The sequence below is a fragment of the Trueperella sp. LYQ143 genome, assembly GCF_046599595.1.
Taxonomy (GTDB): domain Bacteria; phylum Actinomycetota; class Actinomycetes; order Actinomycetales; family Actinomycetaceae; genus Trueperella.
Map to the genome: position 1 here is coordinate 1 of NZ_JBKIWR010000016.1, position 24,494 is coordinate 24,494.

Consider the following 24,494-nt stretch of genomic DNA (forward strand, 5'->3'; position numbering starts at 1 on the left):
CGATGGTACTGCACCCGCGAGGGTGTGGGAGAGTAGGACACCGCCGTCACACAACCACATAACAACACATAGGCGCGAAGAGAAAAAACACTTCTCTCCGCGCCTAACACACACCCAAAAACACACATAATAACTTCCAATACCTAAAAGAAGAAAGAAAGGGCTCGTTGGCTCGCTCTACACGGTTCAACCCCTACACTGCTGATATTTCAGGTAATAACGCTCAAACGTACGAAGATCTGCGACCGAGCTACCCACGTGAGAAACTTGCTTGCTTAAACATAACTCAGGGTCAGACCATCGCAGATATCGGAGCAGGTACTGGAAAACTCACCCAACAACTGCGTACTTTCAGCGATAACGTCTGGGCTGTTGAACCGTCCGAACAGATGCGAGAACACCTGAAAACCCTGTTCCTGCCCACACAGCAGAGTCATTGCCTCGCAGGTCGCGCTGAGCAGCTCCCTTTTCCAGATGAGTCTATCGACGTTATTACCTACGGCCAGTGTTGGCATTGGCTGGATGAAATACGTGCCAGTGCTGAAGCTGCGCGGGTATGCCGTGTCGGTGCGCGTATCGCAATTATTGGTAACTACTTAGATATTCGCCACGATTGGGTACACCGCCTGAGTCGCATCATGCGTTCCGGGGATATTCGTCGTGCAACTGAAGCGCCAGATTTACGTGTTCCTGGTCATCACGGTCATATGGAATATATGTTTTCTGAGCCGTCCCTAGAGTACTGCGAGTGGACGGATCAGATTACCGCCCATGACGTTTTTCTCTTAACGACGACTCGCGCCTCATGGATCTTAGCAGACACGGTGCAGCGCGAACGCACGCAGGAAAATCTGCAGTGGTATTTGTACGATCATCTGGGGTATCGCCCTGATGACGTCATCGACTTACCGTATCGCATGTTTATGTGGGTAGCTATTCGCAATGATTGTTCGTGGACACCGGCCCACGAACGACTTATTAAACGCTGAATAGCTCATCTTTCATTGCAGGTACACGGTTACGCTCCGCTGTATAAGACAGATAACTCTATATATGTATTCCGCATTAGAATAGGGAGGAAAACGCATATATAGAAAGAAGGTCCTCTCGTGCCTCAGCTTCGCTCAGCAACGTCAACCCACGGTCGTAATATGGCGGGTGCGCGGGCATTGTGGCGCGCGACGGGAATGACGTCGGAAGATTTTGGTAAACCCATCATTGCCGTGGTGAATTCCTTTACTCAGTTTGTCCCTGGGCATGTTCATCTACGCGATATGGGGCAACTGGTTATTCGCGCAATAGAAGCAGCAGGGGGAATCGGCAAAGAATTTAATACCATTGCGGTGGATGACGGAATCGCGATGGGGCATTCTGGCATGCTTTATTCGCTTCCTTCGCGCGAAATCATCGCAGATTCCGTGGAATATATGGTCAATGCCCACTGTGCTGACGCAATGGTATGTATCTCGAATTGCGACAAAATTACTCCTGGGATGTTGATGGCGTCTTTGCGACTAAATATTCCGACGGTGTTCGTCTCCGGCGGGCCGATGGAATCTGGTGCAGCTATTGAGGGCGTCGTCAATCACCGCACAAATCTGGTGGACGCAATTGCTGAATCTGCTGACGATAGCGTTAGTGACGCTGATCTAGCGTTGATTGAGGAACATGCCTGCCCGACGTGTGGTTCGTGTTCAGGGATGTTTACGGCTAATTCAATGAACTGTTTGACAGAAGCCCTGGGATTATCCTTACCCGGAAACGGGACGACGTTAGCTACTGCTGCGAAACGTCGGGATCTATTTCTTGAGGCGGGTAGGCTTATTGTTGATTTGTGCCGTCGCTACTATGAAGATGACGATGAATCCGTATTACCCCGATCGGTAGCCTCGCCTGCTGCGTTTCGTAATGCGATGACGATGGATATTGCTATGGGCGGGTCAACGAATACGGTATTGCATATCCTTGCGGCTGCTTACGAAGGGGAAGTGGATTTCAGTATTTCAGATATAGATGCGTTGAGCCGGCAAACGCCCTGTTTATCGAAGGTTGCCCCGAACTCAACGACGTATCACATGGAAGATTTCCACCGTGCTGGTGGTATTCCGGCAATCCTTGGAGAGCTCTATCGAGGCGGATTGCTCAATCCGCACGTTCATGCTGTGCATGCCCCTGATTTAGAGAGCTGGCTGAATACCTGGGATATTCGCAGTGAGCATCCGGATCAGCGCGCGCGTGATCTCTATTTGGTGGCACCGGGTGGGCAGCGCACCACACAGGCATTCTCACAAGAGTGCTGGTACGAAACCCACGATGTTGATTCCGTGCAGGGGTGCATACGAGATATTGACCATGCATATACGAAAGACGGCGGCTTGTGCGTCCTGTATGGAAATTTAGCGGAGGATGGTGCAGTAATTAAAACTGCTGGTATTGACGAATCTCTCTTCCGCTTTGTTGGTCCTGCTCGAGTGGTGGATTCGCAGGAAGCAGCAATTGAGATGATTTTAGGTAAAAAGGTACAACCAGGGGACGTCGTTGTTATCCGCTATGAAGGGCCGCGAGGCGGGCCAGGTATGCAAGAAATGCTTTACCCTACGTCGTTCCTGAAAGGCCTTGGCCTGGGTAAGGTCTGTGCGTTGATTACGGATGGGCGTTTTTCTGGGGGCACATCGGGAATCTCTATCGGGCATATTTCACCGGAGGCAGCTTCTGGTGGTGCTATTGGTCTGGTACGAGACGGAGATAGGATCATTATTGATGTAACCCGACGCGAGTTGCGCCTTGATATTAGTGATGAGGAGTTAAACGCTCGTCGAGAAATGAAAGGCAATCTTCCGTGGCGTCCTGATGAACCGCGAGAACGGGAAGTATCGCGTGCACTGCGTGCCTATGCGTCGATGGCTAGCTCTGCCTCAACAGGTGGCGTTCGCGTTCTGCCGGAAGAAAGGCAGTAAGAACGCAATCATAGAGATCTCTTCCTGATAGACAAGGACAGATTGGGCGCTAGTCCTAGATCGGCAAAAAATATTCTGGCATATCGGGCAGAGTCAGCTAAATCACGGTGGAAAATGGCTATCGGATGTCGTGTTAAGCGGGCAGACGTAGCACAATAGTGGACCGTGAATAATGGGAAGATACCTGCTGACGTTGACCGTCTCGATGCGTATGCGTTGAGCCATCTTGATCTTGTGGAGAAATCTCAGGTTGTCCTGAGGCTAGGAAAGACCTTACTTTCCTGCGGTGCTGGAGCATATCGAGTGAAGTCTGCGATGTCTCGGGCAGCCCGGGCAGTGGGGTTGTCGCGGCACGAGTCGCATGTCTCGCTTATGGAGATTATTACTACCTCCTGGCAAGGGCATAACTATCGAACTGAAGTAGTGGAAATTCGCTCAATCGGAGTGAATGTTGACAAGCTCGATCAGCTCATGGCGTTATGTATCCGGCTCCATCACGATATGACTGTTGCAGAGTTAAATGCAGCATTGGATGAAATTGATAAGCGTACACGCCATTATCCGATCTGGGCGAGCGTACTTGCCTCAGCTATTGCTTGTGCGGCGTTCTCGTTCCTGAACTCTGGGCGATTGGTCGAATGTGCGACGGTATTTGTCGCGGCTGGCGCGGGGCAATGGATTCGTCGTCTGTTGCTGGGGCGCAAGGTGACGCATTTTGCCGTGTGGATTACCTGCGCGGCTGCTTCGACGTTGTTGTACATCGGTATTATTGCAGGAGCGACACACTTTGGCGTGATCTCGGGGGCGCATCATGCGGGGGTTATTTCGGCGATCCTGTATCTTATTCCGGGATTCCCGCTGACTACTGCGATCCTTGATTTCGTTCGAATGGATTTCTGGTCGGCACTTACCCGTATGAACTATTGCTTGATGGTCATCGGATCGGCTGGTTTATCAGTATGGATGGTTTCGCACTTCTTGGGATGGCCGGTAGAAGGCCCCGCTCCGGAACCGTTGAATTATTGGGTGCTTTTCGCGTTGCGAATCGTGACCAGCTTTGCGGCTGCCTATGGATTCGCGGTGCTATTCAATGCGCCGTGGAAAGTTGCTGCTGCGGGCGGTGCGATTGGAGCTTTCGTCAATACAGGGCGTTTAGTTTTACAAGGTCATGACATGTCCTGGCAGCTAGCTGTAGGTATGGCAGCCTTTGTGGCTGGATGTTTGGCAACACTTGTGGCCTCCCGAACCATGCATTCGCGGGTGTCGCTATCGGTTCCTGCAGTTGTCATCATGATTCCGGGTGTGCCGTTCTATCGGGCGCTTGTGGCTTTGAACGAAGGGGATTTCTTCTCAGCATTAGGTCCGATTTCTGAAGTCTTTTTCGTCGTCATGTCGATTGGTTTTGGTCTGGCGGTTGCTCGAATCGTCACTGATCCAGGCTGGTTATTTGATTCCGAAACTGCGGTGCTGCCTGATGATCTCGATAAGACGGCGCGCGCAGCGCATTATTAAAACTTGCTGATCGTCAGAATGTGCGGGCTGTTACTACGGTAACAGCCCGCACATGTCATATCTGGAGGGAGGGGGGAAACGAGGGGAAAGCGAAACCTCTGGGAGCTAGATCGGGTTAGCGAGTTGTGGCGTCTTTTCTCCGTTATAGAACCGCAGTAACATGCGCCGTGCGGGTGTCTCTAGCAATCGCGCCAATGTGTGTTCCGCGTTTGGAATATGCAGAACACTAGAACACAAGAGCTGAGGGAACACCGATAACACATGCCAAGGCAGCACAAGTAAGCAAGATAAGACGAGAGATGACTGGGCAGAAGAGAGTGAAAATAGGGGATACAAAAAGGAAGATGCAAGAGGCGAAAGGAATTCAGGTAGGGCATACGTAGGTCGAGATTTCTGAAAGGCAAAACAGCGAGCTTTGAAACAAAAAGAATGTCGAAGAACGCAAAATCATCCTCAGCTTGGTCCTCCGCTGCTGCGATACACCAGGAAAGGCAAACACCGTGCTATTCATGTCCATACTCTTAGCAGGTTCGAAAGAAAGCGGGATCAGATTGAAAAGCGTAAAGAGGAAAACAGAAAGTGGGCTGGCAACAATTGCCAGCCCACCTATTTCTATGCCGTAGATAGGATTAGAAGAATCCGCCGAGAGAGCCAAGGATTTGACCGCAGAAGATCTTGGCGATCATTGCAACGGGATAGACCATGGCATAGCCCAACGCGACGCGAGGATCCGCATTGGTGCGGTCGTTAGCGAAGGCCAAGACAGCAGGTTGCGTCTGTGCGCCACCGATAAGGCCGGCTAGGCGCGTACCACCCATCTTGACGATATACCGCATGGAGAAATACAAGCCGCCGCCGACAATCGAGGTAATGATCGCTCCGAGTAGGAGGATTTTTGCCCATGACCCGCCAGTGAAAGCAGTTGATATTTGCGACCCTGCAGTGGTTCCGGCGTATGCCAAAAAGACGAGAAGACCAAATTCTGCGAGAACCTGGCAGGCGGTGTACGGCAAGGCGGTGACGATGCGCCCGATACGACCAATACGACCCATGATTAACCCGACAATAAGGGTGCCGGCTGCAGAACCAATGGAGAATGTTAACCCAGAGGGGGTGAGGATTTTCCATTCGCCGATAATGATACCGAGAGCCATACCAATGCCCAGAGCTACTGGGTTGATGTCATACATACCTTTAGAGGAATCGCCAAAATAATGCGAGATCTCTTTCATCTTTCCGATGGGTGCGACGACGCGAACGCGGTCGCCTAGTTGCAGTACAACTTCGGGTTGGGCCAGCATATCCGTGTCACCACGTCGGATACGAGACATAGAGCCGCCAAACTTGCCTTCCAGATCGACCTGTTCCACCGTCTTTCCCGCGATCTTGGGATCAGAGACGGTAATGCGTCGGAAATCAAGGTAGCGACGATCCGCCATGAGGGAATGTGAGGATCCGTGCCCGAGGTGAGCAATAACGCGATCGACTTGTTCACGAGTACCGACCACGGTAATTAGATCGTCATGCAGAAGCTGCTCTTCTTCTTCGGGAATCCAGATTGGCCCGACTTCTCCTCGGCGAATTCGCGAGAAATGCACGCCATCGCCTACGAGTTCGAGAATGTCGGCGAGACGTGGGCTATCCTGGCGCTCCACTCGGACGGTGCGATTGATAATCGGAGAGGGGGTGTCCTTATCTGTACGGCGCTTCGATAAGGCGAGCATCGTCCAGCCAAGCATGCCGATTACTCCGAACAGATAAGCGATTGCATATCCCACGGTTGCGGTTGCTGGATCACCAGAGGCCTGGCCAGCGGCCGATAGGGTCGGTGTATTGGTGATGGCTCCGGCGAAAGTTCCCGCGATAAGCGCCCAATCCATGCCGAGCCAACGCCCAATGACGGCGGCAGCGACTGCTGCCAGCGCGAACATAACCAGCATGAGTACCAGCGGACCGAATGAGGATTTCAGGGTGTGGAAGAAGTTTCGCCCAGAGTTGATTCCAATAGCGAATGCAAACAATGCGAGCCCGAGGATACCGAGATCATGATTGATGTGGAGCTCATATCCGGCAGCTAATCCCCAGGCAGTAATCGCGATGGCGAAAAAGAGAACGGCTGCGGCTCCGAGAGAGATTCCGCGAATACGGATGTGGGCGAAGAGCATTCCTACTCCCACGAGAAGGAAAAGCAAGAGGACTTGATTGTGGGAGAGAGCAGAGAAGATGAAAGACAAAAGGAACTCCTGGTTAGATTTGACTTTGCAGATGCTGCTTCAGCGTCATCGTTGAGCACTACACGAGTACTAACTTAGATGGTCGATATGGCGAGATTGTGGCCCTAAGGTCATAGCTCACCTCATCAGAGCGTATGTTGTGCGGAATGGTGGGGCGAGAGAATGGCGTAAAAACACAATTTTTCTCTAGTAATGCTACGGATGCACAGTGATCGGTAAAACGAGCGGGATATATAGGTTGGAGAAAATGCATCCATGATGTGAGATATCGGGAAGTATTTTTGGTGTGCTGACGGGTGTGCATTAGCCTAGTGGCATGGCTAATCGTCGTTCCATTATTCTCGTAGTAGTCCAGCGCACCTGCAGGTAACGCTGTTCTGCGGTGCGCCCCTCGATAACCGAGGGGTTTTTTCATGTCAGTGATGATATGAAAAAGAAACGAACGGTGAGAAAACGGAAACGTCGAAGAGCATGGGACACATCCGAGGAGGAGAAATGGCTAAAGTGCCTACACCGCCTGCTACACGTGAGCCAGCGGCGGCTGTGAGTCGAGAACGCATGACGGGTGCTCGTGCAGTTATTCGTTCATTGGAAGAACTCGGGGTTCGGGACGTCTTTGGTCTGCCGGGTGGGGCAGCATTGCCGCTTTACGATGCGATCTTTGAATCGACGAAGATCCGGCACATTCTCGTTCGGCACGAGCAGGGGGCTGGGCATGCGGCCGAGGGCTTAGCAGTATCGACTGGTCGCGTTGGGGTATGTATGGCAACCTCAGGACCGGGGGCATCGAATCTGGTTACTGCACTCTTGGATGCCAATTTGGATTCGGTTCCAATCGTGGCAATCACTGGCCAGGTGGGGGCGTCCTTGATCGGGACGGACGCTTTCCAAGAGGCCGATATTATTGGGGCAACTCTACCGCTGGTAAAGCACTCATTCTTAATTACCGACGCGAATGAGATTCCGGCGCGTCTGGCGGAGGCATTTCATTTAGCGGCTACGGGGCGTCCGGGGCCGGTGCTTGTGGACGTGACGAAGAGTGCACAAACCGAAGAATGTGAGTTTATCTGGCCGCCTCGGTTGGATTTACCTGGTTATAGCCCGCAGGCGAAACCTAATCAGCGGATGGTCCGGGAAGCGGCGAGAATCATTTCCCAAGCACGCAAGCCTGTGTTGTATGTGGGTGGCGGGGTCGTTCGGGCGCGTGCTCATAAGGAACTAGCAGAACTTGTTGATCTGACCAATATTCCGGTTGTGACGACCTTGAATGCTCGGGGAGCTTTCCCAGATTCGGATAAGCGCCATTTGGGTATGCCGGGTATGCATGGCACAGTTCCTGCGGTTGCGGCTATGCAAAAAGCCGATTTGCTTATTACCTTGGGCGCTCGTTTTGATGACCGAGTGACGGGAGTGCTATCCCATTTCGCTCCTGAAGCGCAGGTCATTCATGCAGATATTGATCCGGCAGAAATTGGGAAAAATCGAGCGGTTGATGTCGCTCTGCTAGGTGATGTGCGCGCTAGTCTTAGCGCCTTGAATCACGCGTTGCCGGAGGCATACGACCAGTATGGGCAGGCGAATCATGATGCCTGGTGGGAGTTCTTGAACAGGTTACGGGCAACCTATCCGGTGGGGTATGAAGAGCCGGATGACGGCTTGCTTTCGCCGCAGTACGTCATTTCCCGCTTGGGGGCTCTCGCTCCGGACGCTATCTTCACCACAGGTGTGGGTCAGCATCAGATGTGGGCACAACAGTTCATTCCGTGGTCTTTCCCTGGGCAGCTTGTTACCTCGTGTGGAGCTGGCACGATGGGGTTTGGGGTTCCGGCTGCAATGGGAGCGCAGGTAGGTAATCCGGATTCGGTAGTGTGGTGTATCGACGGAGATGGCTCATTCCAGATGACGAACCAGGAGCTGGCGACCTGCCGGTTGAACGATATTCCCATCAAAGTGGCTATCATGAATAATTCCTCGCTGGGGATGGTGCGTCAGTGGCAAAATCTGTTCTTCGATAAGCGTTTCTCGCATACGGATCTGAATACTGGGCACGGGACGAAACGAATCCCAGATTTCAGCAAACTCGCACAAGCATACGATTGTGCTGCGATTGTCGTTGACAATGCTGCCGACGTCGATGCGGCGATTACTCAAGCTATGCAGATTAATGACCGTCCGGTGGTTGTGGAGTTCGTTGTTTCCCCGGATGCGATGGTCTGGCCGATGGTTCCAGCAGGGGTATCTAATGATGATATTCTCTACGCTCGCGATTTACGGCCGGTGCAAGAAGAGGAGGAACAGGCATGATCTCACATCGTCGCACGTTATCAGTGCTGGTGGAGAATAAACCTGGGGTGCTTGCCCGAGTGTCTGGCTTGTTTGCGCGACGGGCATTCAACATTCATTCTTTGGCTGTTGGGCCGACGGAGGATCCAGATTTATCGCGTATCACGCTCGTCGTCGATGCGAATAGCGCTCCGCTTGAACAAGTGACTAAGCAGCTCAATAAGCTCGTTAACGTCATCAAAATTGTGGAATTGGAAGACGAGCAATCAGTTTTGCGCGAGCTTATGCTCGTCAAAGTACGGGTAGATGACAGCTTGCGGGCAAATGTTATCAATGTGGTGGATCTCTTCCGTGCGCATATCGTTGATGTGGTTCCGGGAGCGCTGACGATTGAGGCAACTGGTTCACAACAGAAAACGAAAGCCTTGCTCGCGGCCTTAGAACCGTATGGCGTAACGGAGATTGTGCAATCTGGGGCGGTGGCGATCGGGCGTGGGAGCGGATCAATGAGTGAATCCGTGGCTCGTGAACGCCGGATGATCCGGCAAGCTGAAGCAAACCCGTCGGATTTTGGGAAATAACATAAAATCACTAGCAGACGTGCAGAGATAAAGTGCCGTAGTTGAAGGAGAAAAACGTGGCAGAGATTGTGTACGACGACGATGCAGATTTGAGCATTATTCAGTCGAAGAAGGTTGCCGTCATCGGGTATGGATCGCAGGGGCATGCCCATGCACTGAACCTTCGGGACTCCGGGGTTGATGTTGTAGTGGGTTTGCGTCCGGGCTCAAAATCCGAACAGAAAGCACGCGAGCAGGGGCTGAATGTTGCAACGATTGAAGAGGCTACCCAGGTGGCCGATGTCGTCATGATTTTGGCTCCCGATCAGCACCAGCGCACGATTTATGCGGAGCAGATCGCACCGCATTTGAAGCCAGACGCGGCACTGTTCTTTGCGCACGGCTTTAATATTCGATTTGGTTACATTACTCCGGATGCGGGTCACGACGTGTGTATGGTTGCTCCTAAAGGTCCGGGGCATATTGTGCGCCGTCAATATGAGGACGGGCGCGGGGTGCCCGATATTGTTGCGGTAGAGCAGGACGCTTCTGGGCAGGCTTGGGATTTGGCTTTATCGTATGCCAAAGCGATTGGCGGTACCCGAGCTGGAGTCATTAAGACGACGTTCGCTGAAGAGACGGAGACGGATCTTTTCGGTGAGCAAGCAGTACTGTGTGGAGGCGTTTCGCAGCTTATTCAGTATGGTTTTGAGGTGCTGACGGAAGCTGGCTACCAGCCGGAGATTGCCTATTTTGAGGTGCTCCACGAGATGAAGCTCATCGTTGATCTTATCAATGAGGGAGGGCTGACCAAGCAACGTTGGTCGATCTCTGATACGGCAGAATACGGTGACTACGTCTCTGGCCCGCGAGTGATTAATGAGCAGGTCAAGGAGAATATGAAGCAGGTGTTAGCCGATATTCAGGACGGATCGTTCGCTGCGCGGTTCATCGCCGATCAAGATAACGGCGCGGTGGAGTTTGCACAGCTACGCGCTCGCGGTGAAGGTCATCCGATTGAGAAGGTCGGTGGAAAGTTGCGCAAGATGTTTGCCTGGCAGCAGATTGACTCGGACTATACGGACGGTTCTGCAGCGCGCTAAGCGATGTTTTCCGCTTTTCCAAAGACCAATGGGGAAAGGCAGCGCCGAGATTGTGTGTTACCGGCCAGCGGACGCAGCGAAATATTGCTGAGGCGGCTGGCCGGATATAACGTCTCTAGATGCGCGCAGAAGGGAAACGCCGAGAATCGATCGGTTTAGCTGTGCTGAAAACTGCCAGATGGTGAGGTGCACAGGTAGATTGCTGGTTGTGGATGTTAGCCAGCAACCATCGTCATTGGCTAGTAGCTAATGGCTTATCAGAGTAATAACTCGTGATCTTGTAGTGCTTGTGGGTAGTTTGCTGGCTACTCACGAGTACTGCCGGGTGGGGCAACAGCTAATAGCTACCAGCCATCGGCGCTACAGTTGGAAGCTGGAGAGGCGATGCTTGGCGCTTGCCAGCAGTGATATTCCACAGAGGCACCTTGCAATAACGAAGTAAAAACGTCAAAAACCAAAGCGGCCTTCGCGTCATCAGCGAGGGTCGCTTTTATCTCCCCGGAGCTGCACATTTGTCTTTATACTGGTAGCGGGTGCGAACGATGAGGTTCGCTCACGTCGCCTTAACCGTCGGTGCCAGCCGCGTGTATGAGGTGTACGGGCAAGATCGTGGCATATGGAGAAATAATGGTTTCTTTCCGAGTCGAAGAGGATCTCATTGGGTCGCGTGAAATTCCTGCGGATGCGTATTACGGAGTCCATACTCTGCGCGCAGTAGAAAATTTCCCGATTTCTGGGGTGCGGATCAGCGATGTTCCGGAGTTTATTCGGGGCATGGTGCAGGTCAAGAAGGCAGAAGCCTTAGCGAATCGCGATAAGCGAGTATTATCGGGGCGCATTGCTGAGGCGATCGTGGCTGCCTGCGACAAAATCTTAGATGAGGGCGTGGGGATGGATCAGTTCCCCGTAGACGTTTTCCAAGGCGGTGCGGGTACGTCCGTCAATATGAATACGAATGAAGTAGTGGCGAATCTGGCCTTAGAGATCCTGGGAGAGGAAAAAGGCCGGTACGACATTATTCATCCCAACGATCACGTGAATAAATCACAGTCCACCAATGATGCGTACCCGACAGGCTTTCGGGTGGCGCTCTACCGCATGATTGAGGGATTGATCGCAGAGATTGAGCGATTGGCGGGGGCGTTCGACGTCATTGCCAAAAAGAATGCAAAAGTGTTGAAGATGGGCCGCACGCAGTTACAAGATGCGGTTCCGATGACTGTCGGGCAGGAGTTTGCGGCTTTCCGGATTTTGTTGGACGAGGAAGTGCGCTATTTACAGCACACTATGGAGCTGTTACTGGAAGTGAATCTGGGGGCAACCGCGATCGGAACGCGGCTCAATACCCCGCAGGGGTTCCAGGAGGTCGTCGTGCGGCGGTTGGCTGAGGTGACGGGCCTGCCGGTGAAACCAGCGACGAATCTGATTGAAGCGACGATGGATACGGGCGCGTATGTGGCTATTTCGGGAGCGTTTAAGCGTCTTGCTGCGAAGTTGTCAATGATTTGCAACGATCTGCGTCTGTTATCTTCCGGGCCGCGAGCCGGGCTGAATGAAATTAATCTGCCGCAAATGCAGGCGGGATCGTCAATTATGCCAGCGAAGGTCAACCCTGTTATTCCCGAGGTCGTCAACCAGGTGTGTTTTAAAGTTATTGGCAATGACGTGACGGTCACGATGGCTTCGGAAGCTGGTCAACTTCAATTGAATGTTATGGAACCAGTGATCGGTCAGGCTTTGTTTGAGGACATCATGTTGATGGAAAACGCCTGCCGAGTATTGCGGGAGCGATGTGTGGATGGCATCACCGTCAACGAAGAGGTATGCCGGAATTTCGTTATGAATTCCATCGGAATTGTCACGTATCTCAACGATATTATTGGGCACCACCAGGGCGATCTGATCGGCAAAGAAGCAGCCCGCACGGGGCGGAGTGTGCGCGATCTTGTTTTGGAGCGTGGATTAATGACGGAAAGTGAGCTGGATCGGGCCTTGTCGGTAGAAAACCTGATGGAGCCTGAGTATATGGGGATGATTTACGACGATTAAGCCTAGGGGTGCGAAGCCTTGCGGCTAATACTGTGGTGAAAACAGGCGTATTCGTCGGGTGCCAGCGTGCGTTACCCCGTGGTGTGTTGCCTGGATTGAGTTAGTTACCTGCGCGGTGCGCGCTTTGTAGGTATTTGCCAGTGGGGGATTGGTCGTATCGGCTCATTGGGTGCGCCGGTCGGTGCTAGCTAAATCATGTAGGTGTTTGCGGTATGTGCGCATGGAGCGCCTAGTGCACGGTTGGAATTCCCAGGTGCGCGGCTTTATCGGGTGTATGAGCCTATCGCCCGTTCCGTGCGCGCAGATACGGGATCAGGGCAGGAATAGCCGGGGTTCACAGTGTGAAAAGTTCCTACAATGTGTGCTTTGAGGCAGTACACTCGCTGCCATGAGTGTGCAATTGGCAGTGATCCCGGGGGATGGGATTGGTCCCGAAGTTGTGGCTGAAGGGCTGAAAGTACTTGAGGCGGTCAGCGCTGGCAGCGAATTACAATACGATATTGCACATTATGATCTCGGTGCCGAGCGCTATCATCGCACAGGTGAGGTCCTTACAGATGAGGAGCTAGCACAACTAGCTACCAAGGATGCGATTTTGCTCGGTGCAGTGGGCGATCCATCGATGCCTTCAGGGGTTTTGGAACGTGGGTTATTGCTGGAGCTCCGTTTTGCGTTTGACCAATACGTCAATATGCGCCCGGCGAAGTATTATCCGGGAACGCCATGCCCGTTAGCGCGCCCAGGTGAGATTGACTTTGTGGTTGTTCGGGAGGGGACCGAGGGGCTCTATTGTGGAAACGGTGGGGCCGTGCGGGTTGATACTCCGCATGAGATAGCAACTGAGGTATCTGTTAATACGGCTTTCGGGGTGGAACGTGTGGTGCGTTTTGCTTTTGAGCAGGCCTCTCGGCGCCGTCAGCGAGTAACTTTAGTGCACAAGCATAATGTTCTCGTCCATGCTGGCCATCTTTGGCGGCGTATTTTTGAACGGGTAGCGCAGGAATATCCTGAGGTGGCGACGGATTATTTGCACGTGGATGCGGCAACGATTTTTCTGGTTACCGATCCCGGGCGGTTCGATGTGATCGTGACGGATAACCTCTTTGGTGATATTTTGACTGACGAAGCCGGTGCGATTACTGGGGGTATTGGCTTGGCGGCTTCCGGGAATATCAATCCAGAGCGGGAGTTTCCGTCGATGTTTGAGCCGGTACATGGTTCTGCTCCGGATATTGCTGGACGCCAGATTGCTGACCCGACGGCAACGATCTTGTCTGTGGCGATGATGGTGGATTTCTTAGGCTATGGCCAGTTGGCGTCTCGGATACGCCAAGCTGTTGATATGGATATGGCGTGGCGGGCGCGTAGCGTGGCGTCCGGCCAGGTAGTACAGCGATCAACGAGCGACATCGGAGATGCTATCGTTGACCTACTTTCGAGTGCTCGGTAGCGGCAGAGAGGGAAGAAAATGACGCGACAGCCCACGCAGTTGGATCGTTTAGCCAGTGAAGCATGCCCGTCGGCAGCAGAGCTTGCGGGTACCTTTGCCCGTCAGCCTCATCCGCATCTGCGCTCGGATGAGGAATACCAGCGGATTATGGCGAATCTGCGCTTCGGGGTGGATTTTACGGATTATATGGCCCATGCGACGTGGACCCGAGATAACGGGTGGCATAATTGCGTTATTGAGCCCTATGGTCCGTTGAGCGTCGATCCGGCTGGAGCAGTGTTGCATTACGGGCAGGAAGTGTTTGAGGGCTTAAAGGCGTATCGGCATGAGGATGGGTCGATATGGACGTTCCGCCCAGGGTACAACTCGGCTCGGCTCAATATGTCGAATCGCCGGTTAGCGATCCCAGATTTGCCGCGTGAGCTGTTCCATGCCTCGATTGTGGATCTCGTGCGCGCTGATGCGCGGTGGGTGCCTGATGCGCCAGGTAGTTCGCTGTATTTGCGTCCGTTTATTTTTGCTTCGGAGTCCTTTTTGGGAGTGCGGGCTTCTACGCGGTATGAGTATCTAGTGATTGCTTCGCCGTCGGGGGCGTATTTTGCCAATGGTCTAACGCCGATCCAGGTGTGGGTGGAGCGTGATTACCATCGGGCTGGTCCAGGGGGAATGGGCGATGTGAAGACGGGAGGCAATTATGCCGCTTCACTGTTGCCGAAGGTTGAGGCGTCGCAGCGGGGTTTCGACGAGGTGTTATTCCTGGACGCGGCGACGAACACCAACCTTGACGAGCTCGGCGGAATGAATGTTTTTGTGGTGATGTCTGACGGTTCGGTGTGTACTCCGGAACTTACTGGGACGATTCTGCCGGGTGGAACTCGGTCGGCTATTTTGCAGTTCCTCGAAGAGCAATCAGTGGTTGTGCGTGAGGAGGCGATACCATTGCATGGTTTGTTACGCGGTATCGAGTCGGGTGAGGTAGCGGAGATGTTTGCCTGTGGGACGGCCGCCGTGGTGACGCCGATTGGCCGGTTAACAGGGACGGATTTCGATGTGGATGTGCCGGTTGGTCCGCGAACGCAGGAGATTTACGAGGAGCTGACGGCGATCCAATTGGGGCGTCGGGAGGATCGTTTTGGCTGGCTCTATCAGCTTGTGGAGGTGCCCACTCGGTGATTCGGGGCTGAGGTCCTATCCAAAGGCGTGAGGAGGAGCATGTCGGCCCTTAAATCGGATTTATCCTCCAAAATTGCGTGTGAGGATAGTCAATAAACTCATATTTGACTGTGTTAATTTCTAGAATGGATGGCGTAGTCGAGATTCCTCGTAAGGAGAGCATCCGTGACAAACGCAGTCGATCTTTGTCCCGAGTGGAAAGATTTTGCCGAAGGTCAATGGACGTCAACGATTGACGTTCGCGATTTTATTCAGAAGAACTACACCCCCTACGAAGGCGATGATTCCTTCCTAGCTGGGCCCACTGAAAAGACGCTACGTGTGTGGGATCACCTAGAGAAGAATTATCTTTCAGTGGAGCGCAAGCAGCGCGTATATGACGTTGATACCGAGATTCCGGCTGACGTCGATGCCTTTGGTCCAGGGTTTATCTCCGATGATGACAACGTCATTGTTGGTTTGCAGACGGACGTGCCGCTTAAGCGCGCCATGATGCCTAACGGTGGCTGGCGCATGGTGGAAACCGCGTTGCGTGAAGCCGGTAAAGAGCCAAATGAAGACGTGAAGAAGATCTTCACTCGCTACCGCAAGACCCATAACGAAGGGGTCTTTGATATTTACACCCCGCGTATCCGTGCTGCTCGTTCCTCGCATATCATCACGGGCTTGCCAGATGCCTATGGTCGCGGTCGAATTATTGGTGATTATCGTCGCGTCGCTCTCTATGGTGTGGATCGTCTGATTGAGGAAAAGCAGGCCGATAAGGATCGCTTTGTCGATCAGCCTTTCAGTGCTGAATGGGCACGTAACCGCGAAGAGATCGCCGAGCAGGTTAAGGCGCTGCAGAAGCTCAAGGTTATGGCGGCCTCCTATGGTTTTGATATTTCCAAGCCGGCTGCCACCGCGAAAGAAGCCGTGCAGTGGACCTACTTCGGCTACTTAGGATCAGTCAAATCTCAAGATGGTGCGGCTATGTCTATTGGCCGTCTGTCTGGATTCTTTGACGTGTACTTTGAACGCGATCTGAAGGCCGGTTTGATTACGGAAACTGATGCGCAGGAGATTATCGACGCGCTCGTTATCAAGCTGCGTATTGTGCGCTTCTTGCGTACCGAAGCCTACGATCAGATCTTCTCAGGTGATCCGTACTGGGCGACGTGGTCAGATGGCGGTTTCGGGCAGGATGGTCGTCCGTTGGTAACGAAGACGTCTTTCCGACTACTGCAGACCTTAATCAATCTCGGTCCGGCACCCGAACCAAATATCACGATTTTCTGGTCGGAGCATCTGCCGGAAGGCTACAAGCGTTTCTGCGCTAAGGTGTCGATTGAAACCTCGTCGATTCAGTATGAAGCTGATCGTCAGATCGTGGATCACTGGGGCGATGACGCGGCAATTGCTTGCTGTGTTTCGCCAATGCGCGTCGGGAAGCAAATGCAGTTCTTTGGTGCGCGAGTCAACGCGGCTAAGTCCTTGCTGTACGCCATTAACGGCGGGCGTGACGAAATGACGGGCAAGCAGGTTGTGCCTGGTCATGAGCCGATTGCAGGCGACGGTCCACTCGACTTCGATGAAGTGTGGGAAAAGTATGAAGATATGCTCACCTGGGTTGTTGAGACTTACGTTGAAGCACTGAATATCATTCACTACTGCCACGATAAGTACGCCTATGAGGCAATGGAAATGGCTCTGCACGACTCCGATATTGTGCGCACGATGGGCTGCGGTATTGCTGGTCTATCAATCGTGGCGGATTCGTTGTCGGCTATTAAGTATGCGAAAGTCACTCCGGTTCGTGACGAGACGGGTCTTGTCGTTGATTACATTACGGAAGGTGATTTCCCGCGCTACGGTAACGACGATGATCGCGCAGACGATATTGCCGCAACTATTGTTCATACCGTGATGGCGAAGATCAAGGCGATCCCGATGTATCGTGACGCTATCCCGACTCAATCAGTGTTGACGATTACCTCGAACGTCGTCTACGGCAAGGCAACAGGCTCCTTCCCTTCGGGGCACCGTGCGGGAACTCCGTTCGCTCCGGGTGCTAACCCAGAAAACGGGATGGATACCCACGGAATGTTGGCATCGATGCTTTCCGTGGCAAAACTTGACTACAACGACGCCCTTGACGGCATTTCGTTGACCAACACCATTGTTCCTTCGTCTCTTGGTCGCACTCGGGACGAACAGATTGATAATCTCGTCGGCATTATGGATGCCGGTTTCATCAAGCAAGGCTGAGGCACTGCTCGGTTCTCGGCATATCAGGTAAAACAAGGAGAAAAACCATGGCAAAGACATTCGAAGAGCGCCTCGCCTCGATGAAGGCTCAGCGTCAGTGCAACGGTGGTGTGCAGGGTCTGTACCACGCGAACATCAACGTGCTGAACCGTGAGACGCTGGAAGACGCGATGGAGAATCCGGATAAGTACCCGCAGCTTACGGTGCGTGTTTCCGGATACGCAGTGAACTTCGTGCGGCTGACCCGTGAGCAGCAACTTGATGTGCTCTCGCGTACCTTCCACGAGGGAATGTAAGGGTAACTTTTCGTCACGACGATAAGCTCGGGCGCCCGGGAATGACTCGGGCGCCCGTTGTTTTCCTGGTCTATCCAGGTGCGTGTAATACCGCGTAATTTTCACTACACCAGCTATGACGGTAGCGCTCACTTAGCTCACTTAATACGCTATTGAGCGAGTGAAATAAGGAGAAAGATGGCAGCGTCATTCGATGCTCGCAGTTATTTAACAGGTGAAGGCTCAACGGGGGAGTACCGTCCTGCTCCCTTAGAAGAGGAGATTCCTCGGCTATCCGGCGCAGGTATCAGCGGAATCGCGAGTGCTGGTTCGATGACACATGAGGAACACATCCGAGCGGTGCGTTCGGGCGAGTTAGGGTCAGTACACTCCTGGGAATTAGTTACCGCAGTGGATGGCCCCGGAACGCGGTTAACGGTGTTCCTCTCAGGATGCCCCTTGCGCTGCCTGTACTGCCACAATCCCGATACGTTGAAAATGCGTGACGGGAATCCCGTCATGGCTTCTGATCTGCTCGCGCGAATCCTGCGCTATCGAGCAATTTTTAAGGTATCCCATGGTGGAGTGACTTTCTCTGGGGGAGAACCGCTCATGCAGCCGGCATTCCTAGCCCGTATGTTGCGCAAATGCCATGAGGCTGGCGTCCACACCGCTATTGATACCTCAGGTTTCCTCGGTCATGCATTGAGTGATGAGATGATGGATAACCTCGATCTTGTGTTATTAGACGTTAAGAGCGGGATCTCAGAAACCTATCAACGCACCACTGGCCGTGACCTCGCACCTACCTTACGTTTCGGTCAACGTCTAAGCGATGCTGGAAAAGAGATTTGGATTCGCTTCGTTGTTGTTCCGGGATTGACGGACGCGCCAGAGAACGTCAACGCGGTGGCAGATATTGTGGCGAAATGGTCCACGGTTTCCCGTGTAGAAGTCCTGCCATTCCATCAGATGGCCCGCGATAAGTGGGAGACGCTAGGCCTGGAGTATCAGCTTAATGACGTCACGCCACCTTCGGCCGAACATACCGAGAATATTCGAGATGTATTCCGAGCGCGAGGATTGACGGTCTACTGAGGGTCAATCCTCGCGCAAGGCGATTCGGATTGCGCGTGCCCGTGCCCGCCTTGCTGTGATGATTGGGCATTTTGGCAGAAAGCGGCGTAAGCACCAAGAAAGGCAGCGCAGGTGAGCCGAAATGCCCCGCCACAGAGAGCTAAAGAAAACGCCAGTATAGGTGGCATTAGGCGGGCGTCGGGCGCGCTCCAAAAATTGCTGTTCCAACGCGCACGAGCGTTGATCCAGCAGCAATAGCCACATCTAGATCCTGCGTCATTCCCATAGAGATCACGTCAGCATGGGAAAGCCCAGGTAAACTACGAATCTCCGCGCTGAGCTGGCGAGTTAGGTCAAAACTTGCGCGGATGACTGCGCGTTCTGTGCTATGAGCGCCAATAGTCATCACCCCGTCAATACGAACAAGATCAATATGACTAATTCGTCGGGCTATATCGTAGGCCTCATCCGGAGCACACCCACTTTGCCCCACAGCATTCGCAGAATTGATCTGCAATAGGATCGGAAATGGGCCATCGGCTAGCCCCTCTTTAATCCGAGCTTCTTGGCGGCGGGCAATACGTTCGGCTTGCTGTAAAGAATCTACGGTGTCAATCCGGTGGGCGTTATCCATTGCGGCGCGCAACTTATTGGATTGAACCGGACCAATAACACAATGCTTTGCTGGCGCATTCGCCTCTTTGAGCGCTGGAGCAACAGTACATAGCTGTTGGACGATATTGTGCCCAAATAGCTGCTCCCCAGTGCTGGCAGCGGCCAAAATAGCAGCCAAAGGTTGATACTTGACGGCAAGCATAAGATCGACCTGCTCACCCGTTCGCCCGGCCTCACGCTGAGCCTGACGGATTTGGGCATGAACATGGCTAAGCCGTTCAGTGATGTCTTGCGCGCTAAGCATTGACGTACTTTCTTCCATAAAGACGATAAAAGTGGGCTGTGCGTACACGGCGTTGAAAATGCGGTGTAAGAATAACTCGCAGGCTACCTACTGCCTAGCTTACTCGCTACCGTGGGCCAACCCGAATAATCTCAATGACTGGCTGTTCGGCTGCATCACTGGCATCGAGATCGACAATAGCCCAGATAGCCCACGTCATCTCCGCCTCGTGTTGCTCATCGCCATCATTTAATACTTGAATGACGAGCCAGGCTCGACCCGCCTTATGGCTCTCAACGAGAGCGCAGGCGCGGTCCTCGGCAAGCCCAGCGGCCAATAAATCGGCATAAGAGGGGTCAGTGAGCACAGAGAAGAACCGATCAGAGCGCGAATCAGTATCTGTACCAATATGCTCATAATCGTCAAAGAACGGGTCAATGGCGGCTTCCCATCGCTGCGCGTCCCATCCGCAAGCACCATCCCACTGGGCAAGGCGTTCGTATTGCTCGTACTCTAAAGCCTCAACGCGACGGAACATAGCATTGCGCACGGCGCGCTTGAAGGCGTGCTGGTTGCGAGTTATCAGCAGATGCCCGTCGGCCTCGGCACCGAAAGCAATATCTGCACCAGTTTCCACGTCAGTATTACCCTCGTCAGCCTGCATGTATGTGCCATTGGCGAGGGCATTCCATTCATCAAGTAATGATGAATCGATTGCACGTACCAGGTTACCTAGCCAGGTAATGATGTCGCTCAGCTCTGGCGTGCGCATATTTATCGGGATCATTTGCCGCATGGCTCGGTAACAATCAGTGAGGTAGCGTAAAACCACCCCTTCGGAACGGTTCAGATCAAAACGAGAGATGAGATCGGAGAAAGACATGGCTTCTTCGATCATCATGCGAACGACGGATTTCGGGGATAGCTCGTGATCGCGCACCCACGGGTTTGCTTGCGCATAGATCTCCAGGGCCGGCGTCAGTACCTCCGCGAGAGGCTGTGGCCAGCTAATTTCATCAGCGCGGGCCATTCGCTCGTAATAATCCACCCCTTCAACTTTGAGCTGCTGGATCAGTTTGCCACGTTCGTGCTTTTGCTGTGCGATAAGTAACGGCATTGGGTTCTCTTGTACCGCTTCAACGACGGAAACAATATCGAGAGCATACTCGCTAGATTCGGGATCAATCAGATCGAAAGCAGCGAAAGCGAAAGGAGCGAGAGGCGAGTTGAGAGCAAAATCCTCGGGGACGTCCTTCGTGAATTCGATAGCTGGTTCGTCAGGGTGGGTCCGCCGCCAGTTTCGATCATGATGGACGATCACTTCACCCGTGCGCAGAGAAGAATAAATATCTATTGCTTGCCGGATAAATGGATTACGAGCAGACTTTGGATGGTGATTATCTGTTAATAGCGAGATGATGGCAGGGATTGGATCGGGGCGCTGGAGCAGATTGAGAATCATCGCATGGGAAAGCCGGAACTGAGACGTGAGAGTTTCCGGTTCGGCGGCACGCAATCGGTCAAATGTTTTCTCAGACCAGCTTATTCCGTCAGGAGCTTTGACTCGCTGTACTCGTTTTTGCCGTAGCGGATCGTCGCCAGCTTTGCGGAGCCGACGGGCGTTCTCGATCTCATGTTCGGGAGCCATGACGACGACATAGCCGATGGTGTCGAATCCGGCGCGGCCAGCACGACCCGCAATTTGGTGGAATTCCCGAGCGCCAAGTGTGCGCATCTGAGTGCCGTCAAATTTCACTAGCGATGTGATGAGCACAGTTCGGATGGGGACGTTGATGCCGACCCCGAGAGTGTCAGTGCCGCAGATGACAACTAAGAGTCCGGCTTGCGCTAGGCGTTCAACGAGACGCCGATAGCGGGGGAGAAGCCCTGCATGGTGTACGCCAATACCATTGCGCAACAGTTTTGATAGCGTCTTGCCGAATCCAGTGGAGAACTGGAAGTCACCGATAGCAGCGCGCAGGCGCTCGCGGTGATCGCTGGAGATAAAGGAAAAGGATTGGAGGCTCTGAGCTTGGGCAACGGCGTCACGTTGTGAGAAATGAACGACGTAGACGGGTGCCATGTGGGTAGTGACGAGCTCATGAATGTACTCTGCGATGGGCTCGGTGCAGTAGCTGAAATGAAGTGGAACGGGGCGAATAGCGTCATCGATAACACTTACTGTTCGCCCACTTCGTCTGTTCAGATCAGTAACAAAAAATGAGGTATCGCCGAGGGTGGCAGACAGTAAAACGAACTGGGTGGCTGTGAGCTCTAACAAGGGAATCTGCCAGGCCCAGCCGCGCTCAGGCTCGGCATAAAAATGGAATTCGTCCATGATGACAAGGCCAATATCTGCCTGTGTGCCGTGGCGGAGCGCAGTGTTTGCCAGAATTTCCGCAGTGGCACAGATTATGGGTGCTTGCGGATTGATGGAGGTATCGCCGGTAATCATTCCGACGTTGTGTGCTCCGAACTGCGCAATGAGCTCAAAAAACTTCTCCGAGACAAGGGCCTTTAATGGCGCCGTATAGTATGCGGTTTGGCCGGTAGCCAGCGCAGTGAAAAGCCCCTGCATAGCGATAAGGGATTTCCCTGATCCGGTCGGAGTGGCGACGATAACGTGATCCCCGCTGACGATGCTCAACAGTGCCTCGCTTTGATGTGAGTACATCTGTTTGCCGGTATCGGTGAACCACTGCGTGAATGTGTCGTAAATGGCTTCTGGTGGCGGGGTGAGGCCATATTCGTCTTCGAGGGCATCAAGCAGGCGGTTGAGCGCATGAGTGTGTGATAGCTGGGGATGTGCTGGTTGAGTATTTGGCGCTTGGGTATCGGACGTCGTCACAGTAATAGATTCCTCGTAATGCAGATATGAAATGTAGAGCTAGATTTTCTCAGACGAGGGCGACGGAGGGCTCTCAATGAGTGGCGGCTGGGTGGAAAGGTGTGGGTTGTGTGTGGGCTGGTCGGGTTTCTGGTGATGAGAAGCGAGATAGCTATCAGGTGTATGCGACTGTTCATGTTGGGTAATGCTATGACGGGCAGAGGTAGCATGGCGGCGTGTTCGTCGGTGAGTAAATAATTGCCAGAGAAGAGATACCAGTAAACATAGTGCTAATAATGCGAAGATGAGGCGTTCCGTGGCGTTGGCGCGAAATGCAAGAAAGCCGCATAAGATGGCGAGGAAAACCAGGAGCGGATGAAATGTTGAGCCCCAGATTCGGTGCACTGTTTTACCTCCTGGACGTGTGTAAATCCTACTGTGTATAAGCCTTCGCGCTCGGCTGTAGCTGACGTGGTTATGCCGGAGGGCATATCTGCGCAGAATATTGGCTGACGTTCCTCCCGCTGTATAGACCTTACCTCATGATGTTCGGGTGAAAGGCACTTAGTGAGACAGAAAAGCAGGCGTAATGGAAAGCTGCATGCTTCCCATTACGCCTGTTTGCGTGTTTGCGGTATCGATCTAAATGGCTAATTGAAATGGACGGTGAAGTTGCTAGCGTTGGAGCTCTTTGCCAGGGATTGACATGAGCTGCTGACGGCGTCGTCCATGTGGAGGAAGCCTCCGCCAAGGCTAACTTTTTGCCCTACAGAAAATATTTTATCTCCCGAGATGAGCTTTCCGTTTTCGGTGCGAGTATCGTCGCTAGGAAAAATAGGAATGGTTAATCCGCCGTCTTTGTTAATGACGATGAGGCAGCCATCGAGAACCTTGAGTGTTCCTTCTAATAGTGCGCCGTCACCAACGCCTTGATATGAGCCTGCATACGTTGAGATAGCAGTATCAGTGATCGTTTGGCTTTCAACGCCCTCTTTTATGGGATCAGATGTAGCGCTGGCGTTAGGATCTCCAGATTCTGACTGCGTTGGCGATGGGGCTGGTGTTTGCGAGGCTGAGGTAGGTGTAGTGGGTGTTTCGTTCCCTTCGGAATGTGAGCAGCCCGCTATCTGGAGGCATACGGTAATGGTGCAAAGAATTGTCAATACGCGTTTCATTGGCTGTTAAGACTTCCTAACGCAAAACCTATCTTGGAGTAAACCGAGAAGTTGTTATTTCCTCCTTTATGGATTCCAACGGCGTTTGTTCCGGAGAACGGTGAGTTCTGGTAAAAAGAACACGAGTGTTTGGAATCTTTGGATTTGTGGTGTGAATGTTTCGCACTAAGCGTCGCTAGTGTCTGATATTGCCCCGACAATATCAAAAACGACGGTTAGGGAACTAAGGATTTCTGTTTCCGGTGACTCGGCGGTAATGGAATGTATCCGAGAATCAAGAATGTGCTGCAAATCTTGTCGTATTGGGGAATCATGTGCAATGTTGATATGGAGCGTCCCCGTCTGTATGTCAGTATAGAATCCCATAACTCCTGGGGTGTTATCTAATGTTTCAGCAACTTCGTTCCATACGATCTGCGAGATCACCTCAGAGGGATCACCTGTCGGACTAATGCGGTGAGCTAGTTCTGTTAAAGGTTGTGAGTTACTACTTTCTGACGTAGGAGTGGGAGCAGAAACACTCGCGTTAGCGGTAGATACTAAGGCAGCAGTGGCGGTAAGGCAGGCGAATGCGATGAGGCTTGTGAGCCGTTTCTTTCGTATAACGTGCAGAGTCATCGTAGTGCTCCCCTCTATTCTTACACATACCTCCCATAAGATGTGTGATTAGAATC

General features: G+C 52.8%; 17 protein-coding genes. 12 read left to right on the top strand and 5 right to left on the bottom strand.

Annotated features, from left to right (window positions below):
- Window positions 1-167: 167 nt before the first annotated feature.
- The 3 genes from ACLHIL_RS06930 (at window position 168) to ACLHIL_RS06940 (ending at window position 4,469) form a co-directional block, all read left to right on the top strand.
- Entirely contained in the window at window positions 168-989 is an 822-nt protein-coding gene (locus ACLHIL_RS06930; RefSeq protein WP_411297231.1) for a class I SAM-dependent methyltransferase, read from the top strand.
- A 120-nt stretch (window positions 990-1,109) separates the two neighbouring features.
- The gene (ilvD, locus tag ACLHIL_RS06935; RefSeq protein ID WP_411297232.1) at window positions 1,110-2,957 is read left to right on the top strand and encodes a dihydroxy-acid dehydratase; all 1,848 of its coding nucleotides are present in this window, start codon (window positions 1,110-1,112) and stop codon (window positions 2,955-2,957) included.
- Between the two features lie 165 nt (window positions 2,958-3,122).
- The gene (locus ACLHIL_RS06940; RefSeq protein WP_411297233.1) at window positions 3,123-4,469 is read left to right on the top strand and encodes a threonine/serine exporter ThrE family protein; all 1,347 of its coding nucleotides are present in this window, start codon (window positions 3,123-3,125) and stop codon (window positions 4,467-4,469) included.
- Window positions 4,470-5,098: 629 nt separating this feature from the next.
- On the opposite strand, the gene ACLHIL_RS06945 is transcribed toward ACLHIL_RS06940, so the two are convergent.
- Window positions 5,099-6,703 carry an aspartate:alanine exchanger family transporter gene (locus ACLHIL_RS06945; protein WP_411297234.1) on the bottom strand — a complete coding sequence of 535 codons (1,605 nt, stop codon included), beginning with the start codon at window positions 6,701-6,703 and terminating at the stop codon, window positions 5,099-5,101.
- 495 nt (window positions 6,704-7,198) lie between these two features.
- Between ACLHIL_RS06945 and ACLHIL_RS06950 the strand changes: the two genes are divergently transcribed.
- The 9 genes from ACLHIL_RS06950 (at window position 7,199) to pflA (ending at window position 18,941) form a co-directional block, all read left to right on the top strand.
- Window positions 7,199-9,007 carry an acetolactate synthase large subunit gene (locus ACLHIL_RS06950; protein ID WP_411297235.1) on the top strand — a complete coding sequence of 603 codons (1,809 nt, stop codon included), beginning with the start codon at window positions 7,199-7,201 and terminating at the stop codon, window positions 9,005-9,007.
- Entirely contained in the window at window positions 9,007-9,567 is a 561-nt protein-coding gene (gene ilvN / locus ACLHIL_RS06955; protein ID WP_411297272.1) for an acetolactate synthase small subunit, read from the top strand. The genes ACLHIL_RS06950 and ilvN overlap by 1 nt, the downstream gene beginning before the upstream one ends.
- Before the next feature lie 56 nt (window positions 9,568-9,623).
- Entirely contained in the window at window positions 9,624-10,649 is a 1,026-nt protein-coding gene (gene ilvC / locus ACLHIL_RS06960) for a ketol-acid reductoisomerase (protein ID WP_411297236.1), read from the top strand.
- Between the two features lie 624 nt (window positions 10,650-11,273).
- Window positions 11,274-12,698 carry an aspartate ammonia-lyase gene (aspA, locus tag ACLHIL_RS06965; RefSeq protein WP_411297273.1) on the top strand — a complete coding sequence of 475 codons (1,425 nt, stop codon included), beginning with the start codon at window positions 11,274-11,276 and terminating at the stop codon, window positions 12,696-12,698.
- Between the two features lie 388 nt (window positions 12,699-13,086).
- The gene (locus ACLHIL_RS06970) at window positions 13,087-14,148 is read left to right on the top strand and encodes a 3-isopropylmalate dehydrogenase (RefSeq protein WP_411297237.1); all 1,062 of its coding nucleotides are present in this window, start codon (window positions 13,087-13,089) and stop codon (window positions 14,146-14,148) included.
- Between the two features lie 18 nt (window positions 14,149-14,166).
- The gene (locus ACLHIL_RS06975; protein WP_411297238.1) at window positions 14,167-15,321 is read left to right on the top strand and encodes a branched-chain amino acid aminotransferase; all 1,155 of its coding nucleotides are present in this window, start codon (window positions 14,167-14,169) and stop codon (window positions 15,319-15,321) included.
- A 165-nt stretch (window positions 15,322-15,486) separates the two neighbouring features.
- The gene (pflB, locus tag ACLHIL_RS06980) at window positions 15,487-17,568 is read left to right on the top strand and encodes a formate C-acetyltransferase (RefSeq protein ID WP_411297239.1); all 2,082 of its coding nucleotides are present in this window, start codon (window positions 15,487-15,489) and stop codon (window positions 17,566-17,568) included.
- Window positions 17,569-17,615: 47 nt separating this feature from the next.
- Complete coding sequence (gene grcA2 / locus ACLHIL_RS06985) at window positions 17,616-17,864, top strand: autonomous glycyl radical cofactor GrcA2 (RefSeq protein WP_411297240.1); 249 nt, start codon at window positions 17,616-17,618, stop codon at window positions 17,862-17,864.
- A 177-nt stretch (window positions 17,865-18,041) separates the two neighbouring features.
- Window positions 18,042-18,941, top strand: coding sequence for a pyruvate formate-lyase-activating protein (gene pflA / locus ACLHIL_RS06990; protein ID WP_411297241.1), 900 nt, complete (start codon window positions 18,042-18,044; stop codon window positions 18,939-18,941).
- Between the two features lie 166 nt (window positions 18,942-19,107).
- On the opposite strand, the gene ACLHIL_RS06995 is transcribed toward pflA, so the two are convergent.
- The 4 genes from ACLHIL_RS06995 to ACLHIL_RS07010 all read right to left on the bottom strand — a co-directional run bounded on the left by ACLHIL_RS06995 (window position 19,108) and on the right by ACLHIL_RS07010 (window position 24,438).
- Window positions 19,108-19,887 (bottom strand): YggS family pyridoxal phosphate-dependent enzyme, encoded by a 780-nt coding sequence (locus ACLHIL_RS06995; protein ID WP_411297242.1) that lies wholly within the window; start codon window positions 19,885-19,887, stop codon window positions 19,108-19,110.
- A 58-nt stretch (window positions 19,888-19,945) separates the two neighbouring features.
- Window positions 19,946-22,588, bottom strand: coding sequence for a DEAD/DEAH box helicase (locus tag ACLHIL_RS07000; RefSeq protein ID WP_411297274.1), 2,643 nt, complete (start codon window positions 22,586-22,588; stop codon window positions 19,946-19,948).
- A gap of 707 nt (window positions 22,589-23,295) precedes the next feature.
- Window positions 23,296-23,820 carry a hypothetical protein gene (locus ACLHIL_RS07005; RefSeq protein ID WP_411297243.1) on the bottom strand — a complete coding sequence of 175 codons (525 nt, stop codon included), beginning with the start codon at window positions 23,818-23,820 and terminating at the stop codon, window positions 23,296-23,298.
- A 165-nt stretch (window positions 23,821-23,985) separates the two neighbouring features.
- On the bottom strand, window positions 23,986-24,438 hold the full coding sequence (locus ACLHIL_RS07010) for a hypothetical protein (RefSeq protein WP_411297244.1): 453 nt from the start codon (window positions 24,436-24,438) through the stop codon (window positions 23,986-23,988).
- Between the last annotated feature and the right edge of the window lie 56 nt (window positions 24,439-24,494).